General features: G+C 47.6%; 29 protein-coding genes. 12 read left to right on the forward strand and 17 right to left on the reverse strand.

All coding sequences use genetic code 11. The annotated features are described in order from the left end of the window. Positions 1 to 79: 79 nt before the first annotated feature. From D4L85_RS24450 to D4L85_RS24460, 3 genes are all read left to right on the forward strand, one after another. A complete protein-coding gene (locus tag D4L85_RS24450) occupies positions 80 to 2,194 on the forward strand; it encodes a PQQ-dependent dehydrogenase, methanol/ethanol family (protein ID WP_119756777.1) in 2,115 nt (704 codons plus the stop codon). A 61-nt stretch (positions 2,195 to 2,255) separates the two neighbouring features. Continuing rightward, a complete protein-coding gene (locus D4L85_RS24455; RefSeq protein ID WP_119756778.1) occupies positions 2,256 to 2,621 on the forward strand; it encodes a DUF2200 domain-containing protein in 366 nt (121 codons plus the stop codon). A 42-nt stretch (positions 2,622 to 2,663) separates the two neighbouring features. After that, entirely contained in the window at positions 2,664 to 3,962 is a 1,299-nt protein-coding gene (locus tag D4L85_RS24460) for a hypothetical protein (RefSeq protein ID WP_119756779.1), read from the forward strand. A 220-nt stretch (positions 3,963 to 4,182) separates the two neighbouring features. On the opposite strand, the gene D4L85_RS24465 is transcribed toward D4L85_RS24460, so the two are convergent. From D4L85_RS24465 to D4L85_RS24475, 3 genes are all read right to left on the reverse strand, one after another. Further along, a complete protein-coding gene (locus tag D4L85_RS24465; RefSeq protein WP_119756780.1) occupies positions 4,183 to 4,599 on the reverse strand; it encodes a putative quinol monooxygenase in 417 nt (138 codons plus the stop codon). 18 nt (positions 4,600 to 4,617) lie between these two features. Continuing rightward, positions 4,618 to 6,540 carry a pyrroloquinoline quinone-dependent dehydrogenase gene (locus D4L85_RS24470; RefSeq protein WP_119756781.1) on the reverse strand — a complete coding sequence of 641 codons (1,923 nt, stop codon included), beginning with the start codon at positions 6,538 to 6,540 and terminating at the stop codon, positions 4,618 to 4,620. A 73-nt stretch (positions 6,541 to 6,613) separates the two neighbouring features. Continuing rightward, positions 6,614 to 7,081, reverse strand: coding sequence for a cupin domain-containing protein (locus D4L85_RS24475; protein WP_119756782.1), 468 nt, complete (start codon positions 7,079 to 7,081; stop codon positions 6,614 to 6,616). Positions 7,082 to 7,290: 209 nt separating this feature from the next. Here D4L85_RS24475 and D4L85_RS24480 point away from each other — a divergent pair, with 209 nt between their 5' ends. Continuing rightward, positions 7,291 to 8,193 (forward strand): helix-turn-helix domain-containing protein, encoded by a 903-nt coding sequence (locus D4L85_RS24480; RefSeq protein WP_119756783.1) that lies wholly within the window; start codon positions 7,291 to 7,293, stop codon positions 8,191 to 8,193. 39 nt (positions 8,194 to 8,232) lie between these two features. Here D4L85_RS24480 and D4L85_RS24485 read toward each other — a convergent pair whose 3' ends face one another. From D4L85_RS24485 to D4L85_RS24495, 3 genes are all read right to left on the reverse strand, one after another. Next, the gene (locus D4L85_RS24485; protein ID WP_119756784.1) at positions 8,233 to 8,871 is read right to left on the reverse strand and encodes a hypothetical protein; all 639 of its coding nucleotides are present in this window, start codon (positions 8,869 to 8,871) and stop codon (positions 8,233 to 8,235) included. 246 nt (positions 8,872 to 9,117) lie between these two features. After that, positions 9,118 to 9,360, reverse strand: a complete 243-nt coding sequence (locus tag D4L85_RS24490) for a DUF1059 domain-containing protein (RefSeq protein ID WP_119756785.1) — start codon at positions 9,358 to 9,360, stop codon at positions 9,118 to 9,120. Positions 9,361 to 9,420: 60 nt separating this feature from the next. Then, entirely contained in the window at positions 9,421 to 10,266 is an 846-nt protein-coding gene (locus D4L85_RS24495; RefSeq protein WP_119756786.1) for a nuclear transport factor 2 family protein, read from the reverse strand. A 299-nt stretch (positions 10,267 to 10,565) separates the two neighbouring features. On the opposite strand from D4L85_RS24495, the gene D4L85_RS24500 reads away from it, so the two are divergent. From D4L85_RS24500 to D4L85_RS24515, 4 genes are all read left to right on the forward strand, one after another. Next, the gene (locus tag D4L85_RS24500; protein ID WP_160143973.1) at positions 10,566 to 11,333 is read left to right on the forward strand and encodes a helix-turn-helix domain-containing protein; all 768 of its coding nucleotides are present in this window, start codon (positions 10,566 to 10,568) and stop codon (positions 11,331 to 11,333) included. A gap of 119 nt (positions 11,334 to 11,452) precedes the next feature. Further along, positions 11,453 to 12,556 carry an epoxide hydrolase family protein gene (locus D4L85_RS24505; RefSeq protein WP_119758926.1) on the forward strand — a complete coding sequence of 368 codons (1,104 nt, stop codon included), beginning with the start codon at positions 11,453 to 11,455 and terminating at the stop codon, positions 12,554 to 12,556. A 247-nt stretch (positions 12,557 to 12,803) separates the two neighbouring features. Beyond that, positions 12,804 to 13,856 (forward strand): helix-turn-helix domain-containing protein, encoded by a 1,053-nt coding sequence (locus tag D4L85_RS24510; RefSeq protein ID WP_119756788.1) that lies wholly within the window; start codon positions 12,804 to 12,806, stop codon positions 13,854 to 13,856. Between the two features lie 136 nt (positions 13,857 to 13,992). Further along, a complete protein-coding gene (locus D4L85_RS24515; protein WP_228450612.1) occupies positions 13,993 to 15,519 on the forward strand; it encodes a PQQ-dependent sugar dehydrogenase in 1,527 nt (508 codons plus the stop codon). A gap of 123 nt (positions 15,520 to 15,642) precedes the next feature. Here D4L85_RS24515 and D4L85_RS24520 read toward each other — a convergent pair whose 3' ends face one another. Both D4L85_RS24520 and D4L85_RS24525 read right to left on the reverse strand, forming a co-directional pair. Continuing rightward, positions 15,643 to 16,137: an LIC10604 family protein gene (locus D4L85_RS24520; RefSeq protein WP_119756789.1), complete on the reverse strand. Its 495-nt coding sequence runs from the start codon at positions 16,135 to 16,137 to the stop codon at positions 15,643 to 15,645. A gap of 3 nt (positions 16,138 to 16,140) precedes the next feature. After that, a complete protein-coding gene (locus D4L85_RS24525) occupies positions 16,141 to 16,608 on the reverse strand; it encodes a MarR family winged helix-turn-helix transcriptional regulator (protein ID WP_160143974.1) in 468 nt (155 codons plus the stop codon). Positions 16,609 to 16,779: 171 nt separating this feature from the next. Here D4L85_RS24525 and D4L85_RS24530 point away from each other — a divergent pair, with 171 nt between their 5' ends. Next, on the forward strand, positions 16,780 to 17,943 hold the full coding sequence (locus D4L85_RS24530) for an acetyltransferase domain-containing protein (RefSeq protein ID WP_160143975.1): 1,164 nt from the start codon (positions 16,780 to 16,782) through the stop codon (positions 17,941 to 17,943). A 38-nt stretch (positions 17,944 to 17,981) separates the two neighbouring features. Here D4L85_RS24530 and D4L85_RS24535 read toward each other — a convergent pair whose 3' ends face one another. Next, entirely contained in the window at positions 17,982 to 18,545 is a 564-nt protein-coding gene (locus tag D4L85_RS24535) for a DUF3667 domain-containing protein (RefSeq protein ID WP_236849087.1), read from the reverse strand. 302 nt (positions 18,546 to 18,847) lie between these two features. Here D4L85_RS24535 and D4L85_RS24540 point away from each other — a divergent pair, with 302 nt between their 5' ends. Beyond that, a complete protein-coding gene (locus D4L85_RS24540; protein ID WP_228450616.1) occupies positions 18,848 to 19,585 on the forward strand; it encodes a response regulator transcription factor in 738 nt (245 codons plus the stop codon). A 112-nt stretch (positions 19,586 to 19,697) separates the two neighbouring features. Here the strand turns inward: D4L85_RS24540 and D4L85_RS24545 are convergent, their stop codons facing one another. Genes D4L85_RS24545 through D4L85_RS24570 form a run of 6 tightly spaced genes read right to left on the reverse strand, consistent with a single transcriptional unit; the run spans position 19,698 to position 23,135 of the window. Continuing rightward, complete coding sequence (locus D4L85_RS24545; protein WP_119756794.1) at positions 19,698 to 20,336, reverse strand: class I SAM-dependent methyltransferase; 639 nt, start codon at positions 20,334 to 20,336, stop codon at positions 19,698 to 19,700. 2 nt (positions 20,337 to 20,338) lie between these two features. Then, positions 20,339 to 21,346 (reverse strand): NAD(P)-dependent alcohol dehydrogenase, encoded by a 1,008-nt coding sequence (locus tag D4L85_RS24550; RefSeq protein WP_119756795.1) that lies wholly within the window; start codon positions 21,344 to 21,346, stop codon positions 20,339 to 20,341. Then, entirely contained in the window at positions 21,343 to 21,888 is a 546-nt protein-coding gene (locus D4L85_RS24555; protein ID WP_119756796.1) for a DUF726 domain-containing protein, read from the reverse strand. The genes D4L85_RS24550 and D4L85_RS24555 overlap by 4 nt, the downstream gene beginning before the upstream one ends. A 23-nt stretch (positions 21,889 to 21,911) precedes the next feature. After that, entirely contained in the window at positions 21,912 to 22,409 is a 498-nt protein-coding gene (locus D4L85_RS24560; protein WP_119756797.1) for a DinB family protein, read from the reverse strand. Positions 22,410 to 22,439: 30 nt separating this feature from the next. Further along, positions 22,440 to 22,679, reverse strand: coding sequence for a YgjV family protein (locus D4L85_RS24565; RefSeq protein ID WP_119756798.1), 240 nt, complete (start codon positions 22,677 to 22,679; stop codon positions 22,440 to 22,442). 39 nt (positions 22,680 to 22,718) lie between these two features. After that, positions 22,719 to 23,135, reverse strand: coding sequence for a GNAT family N-acetyltransferase (locus D4L85_RS24570; protein ID WP_160143976.1), 417 nt, complete (start codon positions 23,133 to 23,135; stop codon positions 22,719 to 22,721). A gap of 228 nt (positions 23,136 to 23,363) precedes the next feature. Between D4L85_RS24570 and D4L85_RS24575 the strand changes: the two genes are divergently transcribed. Both D4L85_RS24575 and D4L85_RS24580 read left to right on the forward strand, forming a co-directional pair. Beyond that, entirely contained in the window at positions 23,364 to 24,257 is an 894-nt protein-coding gene (locus D4L85_RS24575) for a LysR family transcriptional regulator (RefSeq protein WP_119756800.1), read from the forward strand. A 100-nt stretch (positions 24,258 to 24,357) separates the two neighbouring features. Next, positions 24,358 to 25,422 carry a hypothetical protein gene (locus D4L85_RS24580; protein WP_119756801.1) on the forward strand — a complete coding sequence of 355 codons (1,065 nt, stop codon included), beginning with the start codon at positions 24,358 to 24,360 and terminating at the stop codon, positions 25,420 to 25,422. Between the two features lie 9 nt (positions 25,423 to 25,431). Here the strand turns inward: D4L85_RS24580 and D4L85_RS24585 are convergent, their stop codons facing one another. Both D4L85_RS24585 and D4L85_RS24590 read right to left on the reverse strand, forming a co-directional pair. Continuing rightward, a complete protein-coding gene (locus tag D4L85_RS24585) occupies positions 25,432 to 25,806 on the reverse strand; it encodes a hypothetical protein (RefSeq protein ID WP_228450617.1) in 375 nt (124 codons plus the stop codon). Positions 25,807 to 26,016: 210 nt separating this feature from the next. Then, positions 26,017 to 26,592 (reverse strand): dihydrofolate reductase family protein, encoded by a 576-nt coding sequence (locus tag D4L85_RS24590; protein ID WP_119756802.1) that lies wholly within the window; start codon positions 26,590 to 26,592, stop codon positions 26,017 to 26,019. Positions 26,593 to 26,850 lie beyond the last annotated feature (258 nt).

A 26,850-nucleotide genomic window follows, 5' to 3' on the forward strand; every position in this document is an offset into this window, starting at 1 on the left:
ATAGCGCTGCCATCGCGATCCGCAAATTTGGATAAACTTCAGATATTATATTATCTTCACTAAACTCAACTCCACGCCTGTGAAAAACAAATGGTACTTCCTGTTGCTTTTCGTTATCATCTTCAGTTGCCAAAACGAAAAACCCAAAGGGTGGATTGATCAGGATCGTCTACAAAACCGCCAGGCCGCCGATTGGTTGACCACCGGCGGCAATCAAGACATGCAGCATTACTCTCCGCTGGATCAGATCAATTCAGGAAATGTAAAGGACTTGGGGTTTGCCTGGGAGTATGATGCCCGTTCACACATCGGCAATGTGCCGCGAGGTCTCGAGGCCACACCCATTGTCGCGGATGGGATCATGTATACCGCTGGGTCATGGGGAGCCGTCTATGCGTTGGATGCTAAAACCGGAAAAGAGCTTTGGACATTCAAACCCAAAGTAGATCCTGCTTACGTTCGCCGTTCGTGTTGCGATGTGGTGAACCGTGGTGTCGCCGTTTGGGAAGGAAAAGTTTATGTGGGCACGCTCGACGGATTTCTCGTTTGCCTCGATGCGCAGGATGGTAAAGTACTCTGGAACGTCGATACGTTTACCGACAGAACGAAGGCCTACACGATCACCAGCCCCCCGCAAGTGGCGGGCCATATCGTGATGATCGGCAATTCCGGTTCTGAGTTTGGCGTGCGCGGTTATATTACCGCCTACGATCTGAAAACCGGGGAACAAAAATGGCGCTTCTTCATCGTACCCGGCGATCCGGCGAACGGACACGAAAGCGCTGAAATGGAAATGGCCGCTAAGACCTGGGATCCAAAATCGCATTGGCAAAGTGGAGGCGGAGGAACGGTGTGGGGCGAATCGGCTTACGACCCTGAACTTAATTTGCTTTATGTGGGAACGGGCAATGCAGCCCCATACCCGATCTGGTTTAGAAGCCCTTCCGGCGGCGACAATCTATTTCTGGCTTGCATACTCGCCATCAATCCTGACACGGGAAAATTGGTTTGGCATTATCAAACCACCCCGGGAGAGATCTGGGATTATACCGCTACTCAAAATATTGTGTTGGCCGATGTTGAACTCGCCGGCAAGCCCCGGAAAGTTTTGATGCAGGCGCCCAAGAATGGTTTTTTCTATGTGTTGGATCGCGCCACGGGAGAACTTATTTCGGCGGAAAAATACACCCGGGTCAATTGGGCCAGTCATGTTGACTTGAAGACGGGAAGACCGGTATTAACAGAACAGGGACAATGGTACAAGGACAAACCAAAACTTGTGGTGCCGTATCTGGGTGGGGGACATGTGTGGCAACCGATGTCCTACAATCCAAACACCGGTTTGGTTTACATACCGGAGCGCTCCGTGCCCCAGGTGTTCAAAACCTTCGACACCTACGAATGGCTGCCCGATGTGGACAATACAAACCTGGATTATGCCGAGATGTATAAATTTCGAAAGCACGTTCTTGACCAGGTGAAAAGCGCGGAAGACACCGTTCGCGCAGAGAATTTATTGGCCTGGAATCCCATCACCCAAAAAGTTGCCTGGAAGTTTCCGGACGGTGGTCCCGACGGAGGAACCATGTCGACGCCTGAATTAGTATTCCAGGGAACCCGGACTGGCTATTTCAATGTACACAACGCGAAAACCGGAGAGAAGCTGAAATCTATTTTTACGGGTAATGGAATCATGGCTGCCCCCACAACCTATAGCATAGACGGCGAACAATATGTTGCCGTGATGGCTGCCTACGGAGGCGCCGAGACGAGCGGCTATTTGCCGGATGGGGTCATCTATCAATATGAAAACAAAGCCCGGATCATAGCGTTTAAACTGGGAGGAGGAGAAACACCGCTGCCCCCCAAACGGAAATTAGTGGAAACACCCGCGCCACCGGCTACGATGAAAATACGGGAAGACCTTATTGAGCGTGGAACTTATCTCTATAATTTCTATTGCGATATATGCCACGGCAAGTTTGGCGACCGTCATTTATCACAGCATCCCGACTTGTCCAAATTACCCGAAGCCAAGCACTTATTGTTTAATGATATTTTATTAAAAGGGATTCTATCGCAAAATGGAATGGCAAGTTTTAGCAATTCGCTGAGTGAAGCCGACGTGGAAGCCATCCACAACTTCCTGTTAAAGAAACAGACGGAGTTGTATAAGAAGGGCCAATCGAAATAACTTCTCCATCGATGATAGCGTTTCTCTACAAATACAAACACAACACGCTAGAATTTAAGGTATGAACACTTCGGACACCCACAATCAACGTATCGCAAAAATGACCTTCGCTGCAGTCTATCCGTTGTATATTGCAAAGGTAGAGAAGAAGGGCAGAACCAAAGCGGAACTGCATCAGGTCATCACGTGGCTAACAGGCTTCGATAACAAGAAGCTGCAGGAGCTCATAAAAGAAAAGGTAACGTTTGAAACGTTCTTCCAGCGTGCTTCGCTAAACCCCAACGCACGCCTCATCACGGGGGTCATCTGCGGGTATCGCGTGGAGGAAATCGAGGATCCATTGACGCAGCAGGCCAGGTATTTGGATAAGTTGGTAGACGAGTTGGCGAAAGGTAGAAAGATGGAGAAGATCTTGCGCAGCTCGTGATGCCACGTTACCTATAAAATATCTCGCAAATCAAACTGCTGAATGGCAACCTACGATAGCACAATCTATATCAATCAAACGCTTGGGCTTACGGCCGGTGAATTATTAGACAAACTCGAACTGAACAAAGCGTGGTCAAGCCATGACAGGCTAAAGATAGGCCCGCCCAATATCACGCTTGCTAATGCAATTCTGAAAGAAGAGGTGGCTGTGGGCGAATGGAATAACTGCACGATCATCAGTTCGAATGCACTAAGCAATATATGGATCGGTGCCGTTCCGTTGCGCTCGAAGCTGCTGGACCTGTTTCCAGGCGCACAAATGCTTTTTATTTTTCATGAAAGTGTGGCTAACGCTACTTTCATCGTTTGGGTTGATCAGGGCGAAGTGCAACGGAAGAAGGTCACGCAACTGGGTCATATCGCCCAGTATCAGGGCGATCTGCTGGACTTCGGAGCGCCTTTGAAGGAAGAGTACGAATATTACCAGGTGTCGCCGGGAGAGGACGCAGCCCTTAGAAAAAATAAAGATTACAAGTCCGGGCAGCATGACTACAACATCGCGCTGGAATTATTGCGCAAGTACGTACTAAAGGCAGATGTTCCCAATCGAGAGGAGCTTGTTCTGAATAAGAATATCGATACGTATTTCACAGACGACGACCTTCTTGACCGCAATTTTCAAATCGACAGGAAAGAGAGTGATAAAGCGGTCTATGATGTGACGTATCAAAAAGTAAAACCCTCTGGCTTTAAAAAGGAGTCCAGAAAAACGAACGTGGGCTCCGACAAGATTTTTTCCAAAGAACTCGAGGACGGAATTCTGATTGTTCGCAGTGGATTCGCGTTGAATGCCTTCAGTTCGTCACTGACCTTCGAAAGTCAACAGTTCACCGAGGTGTGGCTTAAGGTCAATCAATACGATAAAAGCCCGGTACGCGGCCCCGCGCTCGTTAGGATGTATATTGCCAAAGTAAATACGAAACGCGCGTACGGGCAGGCTTTGTCCGATATCGAAAACAGATGGGACCTACTCGCACCGAAACTACCAGCGCTCAGGAATATCCGCAATATCGAAGAATTTTATCAAAGAGAAGGGCTGCTTGAAAGCCGGTTCCAGGTCTTCCTAACAAAAGATACGACGAACCACATCGCCGTGAATAGCTTCCAATCCTTTCTGACCGACCGAATCATTCTCTCCTATTGCAGCGGGAGTTCCGGCCACGCGGAAACGGTGCGGCAGTGCCGGGAAATGTTCCAGGTCTCTGTGAATCCCGCATCGCCCTCCAGCCACGACCAGCAGACGTTTCTACGTGCCGCAGCGCTAAAAGTAGGTCTCTAATGCGCTGCGCCCGTATGCATCGGAGCGGCGACCTTAATCCTTTACAAACCTATTTTGACGCTGCTTTTCTACACTCAAATGTCATCCACAAATTCTGAAGCACTTTCCAAATGTTGTCGATCGATGGTGCCGGAGTAGATTTGCAAATCTCCTTTATCGGTGATGTTAGATGAAGAGGCAAAAGCTTTCTTATCAAAGGACTTTGCTTTTGCAGCTTGGCTTAGTGCTTTTTTTTCTTTATCGCTGCACTATCCACTTTGATTTTCATGTTGGGAATCAGGGGTGTGGTTTCAACAAGTTCGAGAGACTTAACCATGTCCTTTGTGCTCGTTTTATAGCGAATAAAGTGTGGAGTTTGTAAATGCGACCGGTAGGCAGCAGAGTCAGCGTAGATTTCCAGGATCGTGAAATGGGTTGGATTATCCTTTTCTTGAACAGCAAACAAGGTGAGCACTCCGGGTTCTATTCGCACGGACTCTTCAGCTTCTTCCTTCAAAATCGCTATGTACTGCTTCAACTGCTTGGCATCGATAATTAGTCTGGCCAGGCGGACCATTTGCTTATTTTCATCCTGCGCGGAAACATTGCTGTAAAACATGACGGCGAATAGGAGGGTGGTTAGTAATCTTGAGATCATCTTGAAAATATTTATTTGCTAGTCGGGTAAAGCAAATGCCATGATATAGCCAGACGGATTATCGGGTGTCCCACCGACCGAGATCGCTATGTACTGCTTGCCTTTGACTTGATAGGTGCATGCCGTTGCGTTGGCTAAAGCGGGCAACGTTGTTTTCCAAAGTAGCTTGCCGGTGGATTTGTCAAGCGCTCGCAACTTTTTGTCATCTGTTCCACTGATGAAGATCAAGCCTCCGGCGGTGACGACGGGACCTGCTTTGCCTTCCTGGCCCGTTTCTGGTCCTCCTGTCTCTTGCCGGGCATCGTCGTTACCCAACGGTATCTGCCAGGCGTACTCGCCGGTTGACAAATTCAGCGCGCTTAGCGTTCCCCAGGGTGGCGTGATGGCTGGATTGCCACTCGGATCTTTCCAGGTTATGTAGCCGGTGATGTTAAGGTACTGGTCAGCGCTTGCATATCGATCGATCGTTTCCAACTGACTAACCGCTTTTTTTGGTGTCGGATGTTCGGTTGACGCAAGCTTTGGATCGCCTTTGGTTATGGTCTGAATGTCCGGGGCATCGTTTGATTTTATGTATAGAAAATTAGTAACGGGATCAAAGGCTGCTCCGCCCCATTCTCCACCACCGCGTGTGCCCGGCAATTGCAGCGTTCCTTTCAAATCGGGAGGGGTGTACAAGCCTTCATAGCGCAGTGATCTGAATTTTTTTACCAGTGAATCATGATTGGCTTTTGAATAATTCGTCAAGTCAGCTTCCGTGATCCGCTGACGGGCGAAAGGCTTCGGCTTGACCGGAAAAGGTTGTGTGGGAGATGCTTCTTCACCGGGAAGATTTGATGCGGGCACCTTTTTCTCCTCGATTGGAAATAAGGGCTCGCCGGTTTCCCTGTTGAAGACAAAGACAAACCCCTGTTTGGTGATTTGGGCAACAGCGTCGATAGCCTTTCCATCACGGTTTAGGGTCACGAGGTTTGGTGGCGCAGGCAAATCGTAATCCCAGAGGTCGTGATGCACCGTTTGAAAATGCCACACATGTTTTCCCGTGGATGCATCAAGGGTCAGCACGCAGTTGCCATAGAGGTTTGTGCCTTTGCGGTCCGTACCATAAAAATCGTATGAGGGCGAACCCAACGCGAGAAACACCATGCCTCTCTGGAGGTCCAGACTCATTCCTGACCAATTGTTGGCGCCACCCACCACTTTATAAGCATCTTTCGGCCACGTTTCATAACCGGGTTCGCCGGGTAATGGTATGGTGTGAAATGTCCAGACAAGTTCACCGGTTTTGCAATGGTATGCCCTGATGTAGCCGGGTTGAGCGCCATAGACGTCTGGAACCCGGCAACCCATAATGATAAGATCCTTGTAGATGATGCCGGGGGAAGTAGCGGTTACAAAAATATTTTCAGAGGTATCGCGAAGGCCAACACGAAGATCCACTTTTCCATTTTTTCCGAAGGAGGCGATCGGCTTGCCCGTGTGCGAATCCAGTGCAAACAGGGTATTGTTGGCTGTAAATAGTATGCGTTGGTCATCTCCGCTTTCCCAGTAGGTGAGGCCGCGATTTACTTCGGCACCCTCATCGCCGTTGAACGGATCGAAAGACCAACGTTTCTCTCCGGTTTCTGCATCCACAGCATAAGCCGATTGACCCGCCGATGTCGCGTATAACACACCGTCCACAATAATTGGATTGCACTGGCTGGGCCGGGTTCCCGGTATTTTATCCTTGATGGAAAACGTCCACGCGGATTTTAGTTGACTGACATTGGAGACATTAATTTGATCCAGTGGCGAGTAGTTGGAGCTGTTAGCGTCTGCCTTATAGACGGCCCATGTTCGCTCCTGGTCAACGCGGGGCTTACAACCACAAAAAAATGCCAACGCAAGTACCGCGAAGCATTGAAGACTGCGTTTGCCCGATGTTAGTTTTTTTTGCATGCGCGTAATTTCTAATGATTTATGATTTCCTTCTCAGCTATTGATTTCTCAAGAGTCTGTGTTCTTTAACGCTTTATTCTTTGCTTTGATATTCTTCATCCGATACCCGTTCGAGCCAAGTCACGACCCCGTTCTTTATTTCCGGATTCATGACCACTTGAACAAAACCACTTTCGGGTGTCGCACCATGCCAGTGTTTCACACCGGGTTGGATCGTAACGACGTCTCCTTTTTTTAGTATTTGTAATGATTTGCCATGCTCTTTAAGATAGCCGGTTCCTTCGGTGATCACGAGCACTTGTTTCCCGGAATGGGTGTGCCAGTTGCTATGTGCGCCTGCTTCGAAAGTGACCTTGGCAATCGACCAGTAGGCCAGTGAGTCTTGTGCTAGGGGATATACCCAGACATTACCTTTGAAATATGATTCAGGGGCTTTGTTCCCTTTTGGCAGGGCGGCGGGGTCAAAGGATTTGGCGGTCTGACCACTGCTTTGAAGCGATATCAGACTGAGAAGTAATGAGATTATTCCAAGTGCTTTCATAACGCATAGGTTTATCCGACAGATTTTCCCGAAATACAAGTGGCTGCACGGATGCGATTCGGGTACTGAATGTGTTGCACAAATTTCCCTTATTTTTTTAAGGCTACGCTTACCCGTTTTACGGATTGATATACCAGTTTTACGGGTCGGGAGTGGGCATGGCCTGATTGGAGCACAATTCTCGTATTTTTGACTCACATCTAAGGCTTATGGAAAAGGAAATAGAGAAATTGACCAGCGTCGCTCAATTTAATTCGCGCAGGGGGCAGGAGACATTGCACCCCTTGGTAAGTGTTCTGGATCAGTCCAAATCCAAACCCATCACCGCCAACCGGTACCTGACGGAAATCTATGTCATCTTCCTAAAGGATTTCCGGTGTGAAGAGTTTCAATACGGAAGAAACAAATATGACTACCAGGAAGAGACCTTGTTATTCATGGCGCCGGGACAAGTGTTTGGGTTTGATTTGCCCGATGACGTCACCGTCCAGCCGAGCGGGTGGGCCTTGGTATTTCACCCGGATCTAATAAAGGGAACGTCTCTGGGGCGAAAAATGGATGAGTATGGATTCTTCTCTTACGACGCAACAGAAGCGTTGCATATTTCGGAAAGGGAAAGGCAGATCGTACTCGACTGTTTCCGAAAGATCAGGGAGGAACTGGAGCGCAGCATCGACAAGCACAGCAGAAATCTGATCATCAGTAACATCGAACTGTTCCTAAATTACTGCGTTCGTTTCTATGAACGCCAGTTTGTGACACGCGAGTCGGCGAACAAGGATGTTTTGACGCGATTTGAATCTTTGCTCAAAGCATACTTCGAATCCGATTTGCCCAAAACGCTCGGGCTCCCCACCGTTGCCTATTGTGCAGGAGAATTAAATCTATCGTCCAATTATTTTGGTGATATGCTCAAGAAGGAAACAGGCAAATCGGCCTTGGACTATATTCAAGCGAAAGTGATCGACCTGGCGAAAGAAAGGATCTTCGATCGGAGTAAATCGATCAGTGAAATAGCCTACGAAATGGGATACAAATACCCACAGCACTTTACGCGATTGTTTAAGCAGCGTGTTGGCATGTCGCCGATGGAGTATCGAACAGCAAATTGATCGTAAAGGCTAGACCTCTCATTGAGGTCACATGCAAACCTATTTTGATGTTGCCTTACTACACTCAAAGGTTGTCCACAAATTATTGAGTTCTTTCCAGATGCTGTTGTCAGCCGGCCGGGGTGATATTTCATAGAACATGAACGTATTGTTCTGTTCCAGGGGACACAACTTTATATGAACGACACAATTCAGTGTTATCGGCAGTTGCGCCATATAGTCCAGCATATCGATGGTGCCGGAGTAGGTTTGCAGATCTCCTTTGTCGGTGGCGGCTTGCTTTATCTTGACCTTGACTTGTACCAGCTTTTCTTTTGGTATTTTTCGTTTCTCAATGTTCCGACCAATCAGTCCATTATAATAAGCTGTTAGATTTTTTTCAATGGTCTGTGGATTACTTTCCGGACGGCCTTCGAGATGCCATAAAAAAGCATACGTCCAATAGTCATTGGCTTTTGGGTTCGACCAACCTGGAGCAAAGCGCAGATCTTCCACGCCTTTGTAAGGAATCGATGGAGCAAAGTCTATCGGCACACCCATGCGCTCTACACCCCATCCCTGTGGAATGGTAAGGGCATAAGAAGGAACATATTTTTCAGCGTCAAATGCCGGCGTTTGTGCCCAGGTGCTGGCCGTCACCATGAATAGGGCAATCAAGAAAGAAGCAAGTCGTATCATTTCCTTCGGTGGTTATATTATTTATAAATGTATATAATATAACTCAAATTTCCAGCTTGCTGCCAAAAAAAGTCTTTGTTCAATAGCGATTTTCCTTCAACCTAGGTCATTGAGTTTAAAAGAAATGCCGGCACTGTTATGGAAGCATGTGGAAACCGATAGCGATACTGCTAAATATCGCGACAGATGGATAGGGGAGAGTGAGGGCTGAGAGGAAAAAACCGGGATCAAAATAACAGGGGATCCTTATCCGTTGTCGTCCGGTGTGTTATTGAATATTTCCCGCTTTTCATCCATCCAGGCCGTCATGGCGTCTTGGGAAGTCATGCTGGCTCGCATGGCATTCATCGCCTCAATATGCGCGGCATCTCCTTGCTGGACCTTTTCACGGGCGTGCTTGCTCACCATCATGGCGATCTCATCAAAGGTGTTTGCCGTAAAGGTCTGGGCGCAGGCTCCGCCCAATTGCTTACAGGTCATCGTTTTCATTTTATCTCAGGTTTGCTGCCAAAGATATGAAAAGAACTTTGTCGCAAGACGGCATAAGAATTACTTCCGCACGATCTTGTCCCCCGAGGTATGCGACGAGATCGCCCGCCATTCGCCGTTTCGCTTGATGAGCACATTGGAGGATTGATAGAGCACATCATACCATCCCTTCTTGTCTTTCGCCCGGATGGTGCCCGTGCCCGAAACAACGGCGGTATTGTTTTCGAAGAGGTCAAGCCTTTCGATCTTGAATTCGAAGGAGAGGTAGGTCGGCTTGTGGGTTTTGATGTAGGCGAGTTGGTCCTTCTTGGTGGACGGAACGCCATCGGAGTCGATCATTTGAAATTCGTCGGCCAGGATGCGGTCGAGCAGCACTGTGTCCTGCTCCCGGTAGGCTTTTGGCCATTGTACTTGCTTCAGGTTTCTTAACGTGGCTTCGTCCGTCTCCCGATTTCGCTTTTTGTTGTGGGCGTCTACTACGGCATACCAGTCCTTGTTGTCGTAGTAGTCATATTGTTTGATGATCTTGCCATCTTTAAAATGAAAGATGTTCACAAACCTCATCTCATACGGAGCGTCTGCATACCGGGCGGCCAATAAGCCTTCGGTTACGAGTGTATCTCCCCGTACAATTTGCTGATCGACTCTCCACGTATAGTGATTGTTGATGTTGTTCTGATCGAAATTCCGGAAAATGCGCTCCTTCGTTTTTCCGACCCAGTCGTAGGTGGGGTCGTCAATAGTAACCGAATCCGCGTAAAATGGCGAAAGCCGTCCGGCGGTGGGCGTGTTGGAATAGGCTTGGTAGTAGTCCCTCACAAAGTTGGCAGGGATACTACTTTTTTTTGCCTGGCCCCAGGTGATGAAGCCACAACAGACCAGGATCAGGAGGGAGAGTGATTTCATAGTATAGGATTACGGTTCCGGCAGGTTTGTGTTTCCTGATCCGCCAGACGCCGCCCAGGAAGGGATAGACGGCCGGTTAGATCCGATGGAAGAGTCGTTCCTGGCTTGGGATGGATTGCCTGTTCTGTTAACGAAGTATGATCCCCCGTTGTCGCAAAAATTTAACAAAGGTTGAACGGATAGTTCCGTACATTGTAACTCCTTAAACTGATTTTTTGAAGTACAAAAAGTTAAGTATGCAGGTGCACAAACACACTCCGAAGTTTCCTTTATCGAATTTTATCGAACACATGGTTTATGTGAAAGGATCTTTACCCATTCCATATTTGAAAGAATTGCCGGATGGTGGAGTGAATCTGGTGATCGAACTGAATGATAAGACCGTCAACACCATTTATCCCGAAGGAAACCTTCAAAAAAAACATGAAGTGAAGCGGGCGTGGATTTCCGGATTGCAGAAACAGGCCATCCTCTACAAGAACAACACGGATTCTACGATCATCAGTGTCCGGTTTACCACCGGGGGCTTTTTTTGCCTCACCAAAATACCGATAACGGCTATTGATCATGTGGGCATAGAAGCAGAGGCGCTGCTGGGTCGCTCATTCAGTCACTTGTATGAAAGGATTATCAATGCTTCCGGCAGTTCGGAAATGTTTGCCCTAATTGAAAACTACTTTTTACAATACCGGATGGATCATAGTACCGAACATGAGATCGTGCGGTTTATTGATGAGAACATTGACAAGCCGATCGATTGGTTAATTCACAAGTCCGGCTACTCGCAAAAGCATGTGATTCACTTGCTTAAAAAACATGCGGGCTTTTCCCCAAAATATCTTCAACGCTTGTACCGTTTCCAGTTGGTGATCAAAGAGGTTCAAAACCAACAAAATAAGATCGATTGGTTTTCGGTTGTTCATCGCTATGGCTATTATGATCAGGCTCACCTCATCAAAGATTTCTCGCATTTCTCCGGGATCAGTCCCACCGACTATGTGAATTCCCAAGCGGCCATAGCGGAAAACAGCCTGGTGTCCGATATGATTTTAAAGCTTCCTTCCTGATTTGCATTGATTATGAGGTAGTTACATCCTTAAATCCCGTGTCTTTCCCAGGTAAATTTTTTACAATGGCAGGGGGAACCCTGTGCCTAGCTTTGATCTATCAAAAAACAAAAACAGCTATGAAACCTTTTAAGATCGAAGTGCCCCAGGAAGTATTGAACGATTTATCAACACGGTTAAAGCAGACCCGTTGGACGGACGAACCAGAAAATGCCGGCTGGAGCTATGGTACCAACCCCGACTTTTTGCGCGACCTGGTGACGTACTGGCAAAATGAATATGACTGGCGAAAGCACGAAGCCGAGATCAACAAACACCCGCAGTTTAAAGTTGATATCGATGGTGTGACCATTCACTATATACATGTCAAAGGAAAAGGGCAGGGGACCTCACCCCTTATACTTACCCACGGATGGCCCGACTCCTTCTATCGCTTTCTCAAAGTTATTCCATTGCTCAACGCTTCTTTCGATGTTGTCATTCCCTCGATACCGGGCTTTGGTTTTTCACAACAAACGGCGTTGAATGTCGATCGTGTGGCGGATTTGTTTAACCAGTTGATGACAAAAGTGCTGGGCTACACCAACTATTTTGCCGCGGGAGGCGATATGGGAACAGTCGTCACCAAGTCAATGGCGGTACAATACCCGGAAACCATAAAAGCCATTCATTTGACCGATGTTGGTTATCCCAACGGCACCGAAGACTGGAGCACCATGACCCCGGAAGAACAAGCTTTCGGGCAGCAGATCCAGCAATGGTTCTTTACCGAAGGAGCATTCAACATGATCCAGTCCACAAGACCACAGACCCTGGGCTACGCGTTGAATGACAGCCCCGTGGGACTCGCGTCGTGGATGATGGAGAAGTTTTATGCCTGGAGCGACCACGATGGAAATATTGAGAATTGTTTAACAAAAGATGAGTTGATCACCAACGTCATGATCTATTGGGTTAGTCAGTCGATCAATTCCTCCATCAGGGTTTACGCCGAAAACGCACGGGCCAGTTATATGGGAGGTTTAAAATCTTCGCAGCGGGTTGAAGTGCCCACGGGAATCTCGCTCTTTCCTAAGGAAGCTCAGTTTCCCAGAGCATGGGCCGAACGAATGGCCAACGTCGCAAGCTTCTCGGTGATGAAAAAAGGTGGCCACTTTGCAGCGTTGGAAGTACCGGATCTTTATGCTAAAGAACTTATCAACTTCTTTGGTCAGCAAAAGTAAGAGACTAAGCAAGAGCCCGGTGAGAATTTTGTCACCGGGCTTTTTTTTGATGTTTGTGAATTCTTTTCGTCCTTCAGCGACCATTAGTTCTTTCGAAAACTGATAGTCAGGGAGTTATGCCCGAGTGGCGTATGCAGCAGCACAATAATTTCCTCACATACCCTGAAGAATCACTAAAAATGCTGATTTTAACTACCGGTTTGATTGGGATTGCCCGGTCAAATTCAGGATCAAAAAATCGAATGGCATGGGTAACGGAGCGTTGTTTTTTATTAGTGCCCTAGGGGCATTTAACGGTTTAGTGCTGGGGATCTACTTTCTCTTCTTTTCACGGAGAGGAAAAATATCCCACTACTTCCTCGGTGCTTTATTCATAGCCCTCAGCCTCAGAATTGGGAAATCGGTTCTTTTTTATTTCAATTCCAGCTTACTCAAGATCTATTTGCAGATTGGTCTTTCTGCGTGCTGGTTTATCGGCCCATTCGTATGGTATTACATACGGTCCGAAAAAGAACAGATCAAAAAAGTGCCTCGCCGGTGGATCGGGGGCATTTTGTTGTTGTCGATCATCATTATCTCAGTCGGCTTGATCTTTCCGTATCAGCAACATCCCGAAGTGTGGAACAAATACATTGTTCAATTGATCTATACACAATGGGGCATCTGCCTGCTGCTCTCGGTGGTTGAGCTCAAAGACGTGATCAAAAAGATCGGGCAGCCATCCCCATGGAAGCCTTTTGAAATATGGCTAATCACGACGTTGACGATCAATCTGATGATTTTCATTTGCTACCTGTGGGCCTTGTTGGGGCATTCGAAAGGCGTGTACATCAGCGGTGCCATCATTTTTTCGGTTGTGTTATATGCGGGTGGACTCGTTTTATTGCACCGAAGAAGACGTGATGATCTGTTTTCGTCTGTCCAGGTCAAATATGCCAATAAGAAAATTGGAGCGGATGATGCACAACGGATGCTCAGCAGGCTGGAGCGGGTCATGACGGAAGAAAAGGTCTTCAAAAATCCCAACCTGAAGCTCCACGACCTTGCCCAGGAGATCAATGCATCACCGCATCAACTCTCGCAACTTTTGAATGATAGTCTGGGTAAGAGCTTCACGCTCTACATCAACGAGTATCGGATCGAGGAAGCCTGCAGAATTTTGTCGACCGCCGAAAATTTAACCATCGAAGCAATCGGTGAGGAAGTGGGCTTTAACTCAAAATCGACGTTCTTTTCCGCATTCAAAAAGCTGAAGGGCATGACCCCCGCGATGTATCAGCAAGGCACGGTAAGGGTATGATGTAGACTCACCATCCAAAAATCATGGTATAACCCATTTTTAGTACGGTTTTATAGAACCGTACTACGGAATCGAGGCAACGCTACCACCTGAAATGCCTCACGGCCCATATTTGCAGGGTTAACTAACCCCGCAAATGAGATACTCAAAGATTTCGGCAGTGATCATATTTCTGATGGTAAGCTGCAGTGTTCTTTCCTACAGTCAAACCGCACAACCGTCAGAAAGGATGGTGGCGGAAGGCTTGATACAAATTTACTTCGACGGATGGGCGACCGGCGACACGGCCAAACTCGGCCGGGCGATGCACTACTCCTGCCAATTAAAGTTTTTCAGGGATGGCAAGTTCACGGTGATGGACCGGGCAAAGTATCTGAGCCTTTACCGCTTGCACCCCAGGAACAAAGACCTGATCACGCAAATTGTAGCGCTCGACATCACGGGAAACACGGGCAGCGCAAAAACAGAGATCATTACCGCCAGGGACAAATTCACGGACTATTTCAATCTGATGAAAGTCGACGAACAATGGTTCATTGTTGATAAGATCTCTTCGAGCGCGCCGCATAAAATGGTTGAGAAACCTGGCCCCAGCCCGGAGAAGGAAATTGTGGTCGATGAATTAAGGCGTCCGTGGAGCATGGCCTTTTTGTCGGAGGATGAAGTGCTGATCGCCGAGAAGGAAGGTGATTTGATCAAAGTGAACCTACTCAATAAGGAAAGGACCAGGATCAGTGGATTTCCTTCCGATATGGCGGATAGCATTGAGTTCTATCATCCCGGCGACAACACGGGAAAGTTTGAAGTGCTCCTGGACCCCGACTTCAGCAAAAATAAATACATATACATTTCGTACGCCGCTCAAAACGATAAGGGAAATGCCACTAAAATTATCCGGGGAGTGCTGGAAAACAATTCGCTGACAAAAATACAGACGCTTTTCGTGGCAACGCCTTATACGTTCGAACGCCATCACTACGGCGGCGGAATGACTTTCGGAGGCGATGGTAAACTTTATTTTACCATTGGCGAAAGACTGTTCAATGAAAAAAATGAGCCCGCTTTGCCGATCGCGCAAAACGTCCAGGACAAACGGGGTAAGATCTATCGCATCAATCCGGACGGATCGATCCCCAAAGATAATCCCGACTTCGGACCGGGCGCTGTTCCAGGATTATATGCTATGGGCATCCGGGCCGCACAAGGCATTACGTATAATCCTCTTACAAACAAAATATGGTTCAGCGAGCACGGCACGATTCAGGGAGATGAGCTAAATATTCTAACGCCACGCGCCAACTATGGGTGGCCTGTTAAAACCACGGGTAAGTACCGACACAGTGAATATGTGCCGCCGGTGATCAACGATACATTCACCGATCCGGTATGGTCATGGCTCCACACCGCGGCACCCACGGGATTGTTGTTCTATACCGGCGACGAATTTTCAGCGTGGAAGAACAACCTGCTCGTTGCTGGTCTATCCCGGGGCAGTCTGTGGCGAATGACGGTCGAAGGCGATAGGATCAAAAGCGCTGAAGAGTTGTTTGTCGATGACAGAAAAAGATTGAGGAAAGTGGTACAAAGTCCGGGCGGAAAATTGTATGTGTTGACAGATGAGATGCATGGGATGTTGATCAGGATCAAGAATGGGAAAGGGTGAATGGCTAGTTTCGGATGGACGACATCCATCCGGCAGGGTAGGAGTGCGAGAAAAATGGCTTGCGGGGAATGTGTCGCTTCGAAAAAACCAAAGATCCCGAAGGAGATTTCAAAACACCACCGCCTATTTTGTTAAATGATGGTTTAGGTTTTTCAGATACGTTTTAAGCGTCGCGTCATGTCCAAAAACAAATTTGGACATGAACCGGAAGAGCGGATTATATACTTCGCCATTTTCGGTGATGGTCAATTCGGTGCCTCCGTCAACAGCCTTCAACGTAAAGGTCCAGGTGCCTCCAAACGGCAAGCCCTTTGTCGCGATCTTCGTCATGAATACTTCTGTTTCTTTGATCACTTGCCCCTCGTACGCGATGACATCGCCGTGTTCCGAGGTTTCTTTCCAGTGCAGGTCGTCGATCACTTCCAGGTTTTTTAGGTCCCTTCGCCATTGGGCATAGTCCTTGGGTGTTGTAATGACTTGCCAGAGCTGCAAAGGCGCCACGGCGTTAAACGTTTGCCTCACCGTAGCCTGATGTTTTATGGGCATGAAATAGCCGATCAAAAAAATGATGGCAACAACGACTACGATCGCAAATAAGATGATGATGATCCACTTCATAACTTATTGATTTTTTCTTTTGTCGCTCCGTTTTGCCCACGCCTTTTCAAAACTCTTGCTCTTCATCTCCATTTCCGCCGCGGATGCCAGCAGCCCAAGTCCATGGAGTGCAGCAGCGCGCTCCTCTTTGGTGAGTCTGGCCAGCACCGACTCGACAAGTTTAGGGTCCAGCACCGACTTGCTTCGCTTGACTTTCAGTCCGTGTGTAGTTAACAGCAGTCGCACCTTTCGGGAGTCTGTTTTATCCTTCTCGCGCTTCACATAACCGAGTTTCACCAGCCGTTCAATCGCTATAGACATCGTTGAGGGAGTCACGCCTAAATGCAACGCCAGCTCCTGCAAGGACAGGGGCTCATCGCCATCCAAATGATCGAGCACGCTACCCTGATGGGCAGTGAGTTTCACGCCTTTCACCGGATCGTTTACGTGCCGTGTATGGCAGGCAAAATAGATCTTCGGGTAAAAGGACATCAAAAGGGTTATGTCATCCACCGGCATGGCTATCGAAAACGAATATATAATTTGTTTTGACGAATCAAAATATATGGACGAAATTTATTTTTGTCGAATAGTCTGTTTTCCAGGCGATGTATCCCCCAATCCATGGCACCACTTTTTGGTCCGCAACAACTATCTTCGCGCATGCTAAAATCAATCGAAAGCTCCCAGAATAGCCATCGTCTCGAATCCATCGACATCGTGAGGGGATTGATCATGATCATTATGGCCTTGGATCATGTTCGCGATTTTTTTAGCTACACGGCCTATCGCCCGGACGATGTGACGCAAACCTCCGTACTTTTGTTCTTCACGCGTTGGATCACCCATCTGTGTGCTCCGACTTTCATTTTCCTTTCAGGGATCAGTATTTATCTCTACTCCAAAAAGGAGGGGGATCTAAAAAAAACAAGCGTATATCTCTTCACCCGTGGGCTATGGCTGATCGCGGTGGAGATTTTGATCATCAGTTTTATACTGACACAAGGCTATCAACTAACGCTGCTAGAAGTTATCTGGACGATCGGGTGTTCAATGATCCTGCTCGCGGCCCTCATCTGGCTGCCGCGTTGGCTGCAGATAGGTCTTGCGTTGGCGATGATTGCCGGCCACAATGCCCTGCCCATGCTGGAAAAAGTATCGCCCGATAACATGGTGTTGGCCTTTTTGCATAACTCTCCGTTCTTCATAGGCGAGCCGCCAATTTTAGTCGCTTATACGATTGTTCCCTGGGTTGGTGTGATGCTGCTGGGGTATGTTATCGGTCCGTGGTTTTTCTCTCCGGCAGAAACGCGGAATAAATTATTGCTAAGCAGTGGTGGTTTAGCACTGGTCCTTTTTTTTGTGTTGAGGTTTTTAAACCTCTACGGAGACCCGTCGCCCTGGAGCATTCAGGAACGCGGTGGGATTTTTACTTTGCTTTCATTTCTCAAAGTATCAAAATCTCCGCCATCACTTTTATTCCTGTCTGTAACCCTCGGTGTGGCATGCATACTATTGACACAAGCCGAGCGAATTCCCGCCAGGGCTAAACAAGTTCTGATTACCTATGGCCGGGTGCCGTTGTTCTATTTTATAGCGCACCTGGCACTCATCAGTGTTACATCCTTTTTGTGGACCTACTTCGCATTCGGCAAGGGAGTTAACCTGTCTTTTACACCGGCTAAGGATTGGCCCGCGGAATATCACCCGGGTTTGCTGCGGGCTTATTTTGTATGGCTGCTGCTCATGGCCGCGCTCTATTACCCGTGCCGTTGGTATGGCCATTACAAAACAAAAACCAAGCGATGGTGGGTGTCTTATTTGTAACGGGAAATTCTGCGCGTGCGATCCACCTGAACATCACTTCAATGTTTTATAAAATCGACCAGAAGCCCTAAAAGGATCACGGAAACAGAAAATGTGACCATCCCTAACAGGTAGGAAGCAAGTGCCTTTAAATAGCTGACCACTCGCTTTCTATCAAAAAAATGCCCGATGGCCCAGGAACAATAGAGCACTCCAACAACGCCCGATAGCTTCATGGTGTGTAGTCCCGTTAACCCTTCGAAAATCGCAAAAACGGATAGTATCAACATCGCCATCCCCATGACGAAGCATAACAGAATTAAGATCTCAAAGAAATTGTAGTGCGCCCTATAAATGAGTTTTAGCCAGAAGGCGATGAATACGCCCATGATGATATTCGCATAGCCGTAATGATTCTGAACCCAGTTGGAAATTAAACTGACGGCTGAATTTTTTGTGTCATTCATGTCAATGTACCCTTGTTCAATATGGAAGAAATGTTCTATGGTTGAATAGATCAGCGAGGTTACTACGAGAAACAGTACCGGTTTCACAAGCCTGCTTCTGTCAACGGTGATAAACGCATGAACACTTGGTCCGGGTTTACGCAGGAGTTCCTTCACCGTATACACGATACCCTTCTCGAAATGTAAGACATGCTGAATTTCATGCACGATATAATGCCAATCAACTCTGTCAATTTGTAAGGGTCGACCACAGTGAGAGCAAAAATTGCCAGTCATTGCCGTATTGCAATTCCTACAGTTCATCGCGTTATAAGGTTAGTTGGGCTGGGCATCCTATTTCCGTTTAAAGACGCCTTCATCCGCAAAAGTCCGCACAAAACGGTTTTCAAAGCCTACACTTTAGTGTAGATTTGTTCTGAATTCCCCCGTTTTGAATGAAAAATAATAGGAGCTCAACCTTGCTCACCAAGAATCACCTGGGAAAAATACCAGACGATGAACGCCTTCATCAGAATGACTATTTGGAAGCCGTAAAGGCTTTTGCCCGGTTAACCTACGAAAGCGTATATGTCATCAACTATGAAACGATGGCTTTTGAATACGTTTCAGAAAATCCGTTATTCTTATGCGGATATTCCCCTGCGGAAGTAATGGCGCTCGGTTATGAGTTCTATTTCAAGAATGTCCCTGAGGATGATTTGACGTTATTGCATGTTATAAATGAAGCTGGATTTGATTTCTTTAAAAATTTACCCGGCGAAGAAAAAATACAATACAGCATAACGTACGATTTTCACCTGCTCCATCGCGATGGCAAGAAGGTCCTGATCAATCATAAACTTACGCCATTATTTCTTACCCGGGAAAAGAAGATGTGGAAGGCAATGTGTATAGTATCTATTTCGCATCATAAAACTCCGGGCAATATTTGCATACACAAGCAGGGCTCTGATGCCCTCTGGAAGTTAGATTTAAAAGATAAAACCTGGCGTAAATCCGAAAAGCCCAAACTTACAAAAAGGGAAATTGAAGTCCTGCATCTGCACGCCCAAGGGCTGTCAATCCATGAGATCGCAGAGAAAGTATCGGTCACCCCCGACACCGTGAAGTACTACCGGAGGCAGATTTTCGATCGTTTGAATGTAGGTACGATTGTAGAGGCGCTTTCTTATGCGGTTAACAACAAGATGATATAGGCCACAGAGTCGTATGTGACCTATGCCATAAGAAAATCGGATCATGGCGTGCCGCGGATCAATACAGATGCCACGAAGAGGGTAGATGCGTTCCTTGGACGATTTGCTCAAACTATATCTTTTCAGCCCACACATAAGCCCGTCTGGTGGCATACTCGGCATCCGGATAGGGGAGACGTTCCACGGCATCAATTATTCTGAAATGACTGTCGCGAAGCAGGTTTAGTATACGGTCCGTTTGCAAGAAGTGCAAATCAATATCAACATCAATATCGTTTGCCTTATCAAAATGCACCGTCTCTTCTCCCACATGAAACGAGAATAGAAAATGTGCACCTTTTTTCAAAACGCGATTTACTTCTCTAAAGGCCTCGGCGATCTGATCATAGTCAAAGTGCACAATGGCATAAAAGGCTACCGCCGACGCAAAGTGATCTGCAGGGTAGGGTAGGCCAAGAAGGTCCCCCGTCTCGAACCGGAGATATGGAAAAATGCCCCGGGCCACATTCACCATTCCCGGCGAAATATCAATACCCACGATGTCCTCCAGCCCCGCGTCAAACAAAAATTTCGTGGTTTGTCCAGGTCCGCAACCAAAGTCAGCACAGGTACCTGCATTTTTATGGAGCCGTGCAAACTCATTCAAGATCAAACGATCAAAATGTTTTTTAGAGAGCTCATCCAGGCGGGTGGCTGCATAGCTTTCGGCTGTAGCATTATAACACGTTATTATTTTCTCCTGCGGCTGCATTTTCAATCTGTATTTTGTAAAACCATTTTCATCGGAACCTTTCCTTTTTTTACGAGATCAATGGCTTCATTGAGTTGGGAAAATGCCATGACCTCTACCATGCTCTGGATGTTGTGCTTCGCGGAAAACGCCAACATGTTTGTCATATCTTTGCGACTCCCGGTGTAGTTGCCATAGATCGTCCGCTGGGCATAATCATACAGCAATCCCATATTGAGCGGCAGTTTATTCAAAGGTTGCGCCACGACACAAAGCTTGCCCTGAGGGGACAGCATTTGTAAATAGGCATTCAAATCAAAATTCACATTTAATGTGGAAAGGATAAAGTCGAATTTCCTGGTGAGCGCTGTGTTGGCACTGAGGTTTGAACTATCCACAAATTCACCTCCGAGCGTGCGGATCATCTCACTTTTTTCACGACTGCGGGAAAATGCGGAAACATCGTGGCCCATCTTATGAAGAAATTGGATCGCCAGGTGACCGAGACCACCAATGCCCAGGACGGCTGTTTTGGAATTTTCAGGCAAGTTCGCGCGCACGATGGCAGCGTACACCGTCAGGCCTGAAGACAACAGCGGCGCTGCCTTTGCGGAATCGAGCTCTCTTGGGATCTTGAAGGCAAATCTTCCATCGACAATAATATGCTTTGCAAGCCCACCCGGGAAGTCAACGGCGATCACTTTCTGTTCGGGACAAAATTGCTCGTTGCCATCCCAACAGAATTCACAATGGAAACAAGCCGCGAGCTGGTAGCCTACACCAACGCGATCTCCATTTTTCAGATGTTCTACAGCGGAACCCCTTTGTTCAATGGTGCCGATAATTTCATGGCCGGCCACCAGCGGAAATTTTGAATCGCCCCATGCGTTGTTCATCATCTGAACGTCGCCGGTAGCGATCGCGCAATGGGAGATCTTTACCAACACTTCATTTTTATCCAGTCGTCTTTCGTAAGCAAAAGGCTCGGCTTTGCCACCAGGTTGTTTTACCGCATACGCTTCTATTTTCATAGGGACTTAATATCGTTGGCGACAAGGGTGAGGTCGTTGTTAAGTTGATGCCCGCCAACGGGAATTTCGCGGAAGGAAGCCCAGGGAAGTTGCTGCTTATAAATAGTGAAATGACCAAACGGGACTTCTTCATCATCGAGACACTGATAAAGGAACAAAGGAATTTTCTGGTCGATTTTTTTGGCAAAATTTGGCTGGAGTTTAAACGCCTGAACCCAATCTTGGTCACCGCTCCAAAAAGGTGTGCCGATAAGAAAAATACCCGCGATCTTTCTTTTGATCTCCAGTTCAGAAAGACATGCCAGTAGCATGGAAGCTCCGAAAGAGTGGCCGACCAGGATAACGCCATCTTTACTGGCGGAAATTTCCTTGCTGATCTGCTCGCGCCTCCCCAGGTCCGGTGTTCCATTGTTAACCAGTAGCGGATAGTGAACGGAATATCCAGAACCTAGCTTCAATTTAAGGGAATCGACAAGTTTTGCATCCGTATCATAGCCCTCTTCCGATCCGCTCCCGTGAAAGAATATTATGTGTTTTGCCATGGTGTTGTGATTACGCTTTGTTATTAAAACTTTTCTGCCGTCACTTTGTTAAAATCAATCACCTGCTTCGTGTGTCTTATGATGTGGTTTTCATAGAGAATCGCGCATTCGTATTTTGTCAGGTTCCCCCAGACGGGCAACTCCCAATCAACACAAGTCTCGGTTAGATCTTCCTGGTCGATCATCCGGAAGACTTCGTCCCGCGATGCACGTAAGGAGACGATCAGGTCCTCTTTTGTATAGTGCTTTGCGTCAGGTTCAATATCGGGTGCGTTGGTGAACTTCTTCCCAAAATCCAGAAACAGCGCCTTGATCGCATCGGCATTTTTATCGTATGCGCGTTCTGTCTTTTTAGTGGAACCTAAATTCGTGTCCGTCCCTTTTAGGATGTGGTTGGCAATCTGGCCTACCGACCAGCCACCATCAGCCCGTTTCCTATTGACATCATCGTGTTGCTGAAGGGCATGAATGAAATGGTCAAAGACCGTTTCCATCCGGAGTTTCAATTCGTTTTTGTTCATGGGGGAATAATGGGATAGTATGAGATGCGATTAGTCCAATTTTTTTGACAGCGCCATTGGCTTTGGGTGCTTAAGTCTATAGATACTCACGGAATGAATGACGACAGCGATAAAACTCCCGGTTACAATGGGTGCTGCGCCTACGAGGAAACCATAGAGGATATAAATGGCGTTTGCCACGAGCGATAACGTCCTCAAATACAGAATGTCTTTCATCGTCATGGATGTCAGATTCAAGGTAAGCGCCAGAAAACCTAAAGCGTTGGTCATGGGATGATGGTTAAAGGTTCAGCATAATAACCTAATGCATTACTGGACGTTGTTGTTTGCATATTCCAACAGCATGATATAGCAGGGGCTGAGGTGCGTGTCGGTAAGATGAAATTGATCGGTGACGACAATCCGAAAGCCGAACTTCTCGTAAAAGGAGATGGCGGTAGTATTCCCGACCCACACCACCAACCACATTCCATTTTGTCCGCGGGATTTTGAATAGTCGATATTATGACGCAGGAGTTTAGCGCCCAGCTTCAGACCGTGAAAAGAATCCAGCAGATAGATTTGATCCATTTTTGAAACACGCTCCAACGCAATGGCCGGATGGTTCATCGTAAGCGCCATTTTGGAAAACCCGGCTGCAGTAGCTTCATGCTCGATGATGTGATAGATATTGACAGGATTGGCCAGTTCCTTTTTGATAGCATCCAGGTTGTATGCTTTCTTCATGTACGTAGCGAGTTCATGTGCCGGGGCGCTGTCTTGGTGGGCTTTATAAAAGGTTTCCGCACCCAGTTCATGAAGTACTCCGGCATGTTGTAGTGACGCTTGGATGATCATTTGTGACGTGTATGACGATGTCTACTAAATTTCTTTCGATACCCAAAGCAAGCTAAATTGTATGATAACTAAAAATACTTAATTTGCATTAATCGATAACAATAATGCATCAATAGAATGACCACCGATCAGCTAAAAAACTTCCTTGCCGTGGCGGAAGTATTGAATTTTCACAAGGCCAGCAGCAGCATGTATATCGCACAGCCTGCGTTGAGCCGCCAGATAAAAAACCTGGAAGAGGAGATTGGCGCTGAGTTATTTGATCGAACAAAAAAACAGATCAGGCTTACGGCTGCAGGTGTGTTCTTTAAAAATGAAGTCACCCGAATCCTTAAGCACTTAGGACAGGCGCAAAAGAAGGCTGGCCAGATCCACCGGGGGGAAGCCGGAGAAATCATGATTGGGCATGTGAGTTCGGCCATGTACTCCGTGTTGCCTTATTTTCTAAAGACGATCACCACGTCATACCCTCACTTGAAAATTGGACTTTTAGAAAACTCGTGCAACCTGATCTTTGCGAAGATCCTGGATCGCGAACTTCAGTTTGGAATCGTACCCAACGAAGTCGGACCCGACGGCATTGGATCGGCGATGCTGTACAAAGAAAATTTTGTTGTGGTGATGCCCAAGAATTTGAAAGTAAACCTCAAGAAAAAGGTAGACCTGAAGACATTGGCGAATGCCGATTGGATCTTACCCGCGCGGGAAGATGGACAGGTGTACCACGATCTGTTATCCGGAATTTTTCAGAAAAATGGGTTTGCGCCCCGGGTAGTTTTTCAATCACCCAATGCATCAACAAATTTAAGAATGGTGAGCGAAGGCCTGGGAGTGACCATCATTGCAAAGTCGGCCGTGAAAGGAGTGAACCTGAACATAAAATATTTCGAGCTTACGGACATATCTGAAAAAGTAGAGATGCGATTTGTCTGGTCGAAGGAGAGAGAAGAAGAATTGAATGAATACAGGGAGCTTTTCCTGAAAATATTCAGGGAAATAAGACGTACCTGAGCCGGCAAGGTGCATGTTGATCGTAGCGAGTTGCGCGAGTTGACTAAAAATTTTAAAGTCCCCTTAAAAAACAGTATCATTGGCCGTCAAATGCTGTTTTATGTTCGCAAGGACTGTTATCATCGCGGTGGCAACTTTAGCCGTGTCGTTGCTACAATCAAATTCTCAACCGGCAGCCATCGATTACCTGACGCTGAACTACAATAAGACGGACCACTTCGACGGCATGACGCCCAACCGGCTGCGGAACCTCAAGGGCCATATCCGGAGCCTTACGCAATATGTTTATCCGCTCGAAGTAGGGGGCGATGGCTCCACGCATCGGGGTAAGCTGATCCGGGGCACAGCCGTGTACACACTTCTGTTTGCAAGCAATGGAATCATCACGGAAGAGTGGAGCTATCGGGTTGAAGATATCGTTGTCTGCAAGACTTGGTATCGCAGCCACCGTTTGTACCAGACCGACAGTGTCATTCACTGGAGCGACGAGGGGAAGGTGACGTCGCGAGAGGTTTACACCTATGACAAGGACGGGATGCTGGTGGGCGGATATCTTCAGTACGGCGATCAGCGCAGGGAGAAAGTTTTGAATATTGTTACGTCTGGCGACACGCTTGTGGTGGCGGAGCGGTCGGCAAAGGTCTCCTATGTGAACGGACGTCGCGTGAAAGTAGCCGGCAATAACGGAATCCTGGTGTATCGATACAATTACTTTCCATCCGGAGCGCTGCAACGGAAGATCACCTTTGAAAACGGGAAGGTGGTCCAGGATGAACAGTTCGATGCGTCGGGTAACCTCGTGTATTGGCTACTAGCCGAGTATAAAGACGGACGGCTCAACTACAGCAGCGAGCGAACCCTGATGTACCGTAATGATCTGTGCGTTAAGGAAATACAGAAACATTTCGACGCATCTCGCGCATGGACCGAAACATTCACGTACGAATACCGGGACGGGCGCCCGGTACGGACATTCAGGGAAGGACAACCTTTCGATTCTTACGAATACAATGAACACAACGATCTGCTGAGACAGAAGAATGCTTTGTTCAATGAGAGCTATCGCTATATCTCATACGATGCACAAGGCAACTGGACGGAGCGAATCATGCTGGCGGACAACAAGCCTTTCCAGGTGCAGATAAGGAGGGTTGAGTATTATTAAGGGTTAAATCTAACATACCCATCCCCGGTCCCAGATCTCTTTCACTGATCCTTTCTTCTTGCGCAAATGATAGGTGAGGGCCAGGTAGATGAAATAGCTGACCTCTTCGGGAATGTCGTCCTTTGCGTCGAGGAGAATTCCCCGCGTGCTGTCGAAGGTTAACGGTGTACTTACTTTTTGCTTGAACTCCTTCACCACGTTGCTCTGGCAGTGAACAAATATGCCATACATTCCTTCCTGTGAGCCAACGCGATCGATCCGGATGGTCGTCCCGCTTTGCGTTTCACTGGTGAGGTAGCTGGGGGAATCCCATTTCAGGGTTTCCTCGAGGGGGCCGACGCCGGAGGTTTTCGAGGCCACGTCGAATATGAGTTTCCTTAACAAAAGGAGCCTTTTTCGGATCGCTGGGGGCGTTTTTTCAAATACGGCCGCCACCTTTTTTGACTGAAAGGCGTTTTCCATTTTCTTATTCATACCCCCAATATACCAGACTCCATCTGACAAGTGTATGTCAGGAGAAAACGGAGGATATAACTATTCCGCTCAAAGACTTTTTCTGGATTTACGCTGCTGGTGCCGGACCCAACGACCGGCTTATTTGCCGTACGTGTGTACTACGGCCCCTCCCGGGAAAGCCTTTACACCCATCAGCTTCAGGTAAAGCGGCATGGCAAGCCCCGCGAAGATGGGCACGCCTGAGCCCAATGCGACGGGATGGGTGGCCAGGTGGTATTCATCGATGAGCTCCGTTGTGATGAGGCTCTGCATAAATCCCGCGCCGCCAATGGCTACGATCGGTTTCCCCGGTTCGGCTTTGAGTTTCGTGATCGCTTCGGCAAGATCGCCGTCGAAAACCCGCGTCTCGGCCCAGGAAGCTGCGGCCGGTGTCTGTCCGGCGGGCGGCGGGATCGTAAATCCTTTTTTTGAAAAAACAGCCTTAGGGATCTCGTTCATCGGCGCGGCAAAAGGCCCCGTCGCCGTCGGCCAGTAGGGGGCGATAACCTCAAACGTCGTCCTGCCCATGATCAGCAGCCCTGCCTGCCGGACTTGCTCGACACTCCAGGCCAATGACTCCTCATCCCCGGTCTTGAAGACCCAATCTTTCTCGCCCTTGGCACCGCTGACAAAACCGTCGATCGAGATCGACATCTTCATGATCAATTTTCGCATGATTTAAATATTGTTTCCCAAAGGTACCGCGCCCTTTCCGGGCCCGCGGGGTGTTAAAGCGACAATCCAAGGGGGCGATTGCGTTTTAATGGTTGGAGAATCAACATGGTCCCGCGGTTGCAACGGCGACTTAACTATTATTCCTTCTCATCTAAATCTTTCGCCGTATGTACGAGCCGTTGGCACGAAACGCTATACCCAAAAACGAGTGCGACGGTGAGATCCTTTTCATAGGTTCTCACCGTCGCAGACTTGCTT

It is taken from the genome of Chryseolinea soli (assembly GCF_003589925.1).
Taxonomy (GTDB): domain Bacteria; phylum Bacteroidota; class Bacteroidia; order Cytophagales; family Cyclobacteriaceae; genus Chryseolinea; species Chryseolinea soli.